General features: G+C 44.2%; 1 protein-coding gene. It reads left to right on the top strand.

Annotated features, from left to right (window positions below; genetic code table 11):
• On the top strand, positions 1-233 hold a 233-nt coding region (locus H2O73_RS24390), incomplete at both ends, for a glycoside hydrolase family protein (RefSeq protein ID WP_220457794.1).

The raw sequence follows: 233 nt of genomic DNA on the forward strand, positions 1-233 counted from the left end.
CGGCACAAAGAAGTACCTACGAGCGAAAGCGAAAAGGGATTGAATCACCGTATCTATTACGTTACGACTAAAGATTTCAAGGAATTCTCGTCTACACAGATGTTCTTCAATCCCGATTTCAGTGTCATCGATGCGGCAATCGTCAAAGATAATAAGTCGCAAGATTTGATTATGGTCGTGAAGAATGAGAATTCGAACCCGCCGGAGAAGAATCTTCGCATCACGCGCAGTCG

The organism is Vibrio marinisediminis, from assembly GCF_014050145.1.
In the GTDB taxonomy this organism is placed as follows: domain Bacteria; phylum Pseudomonadota; class Gammaproteobacteria; order Enterobacterales; family Vibrionaceae; genus Vibrio; species Vibrio marinisediminis.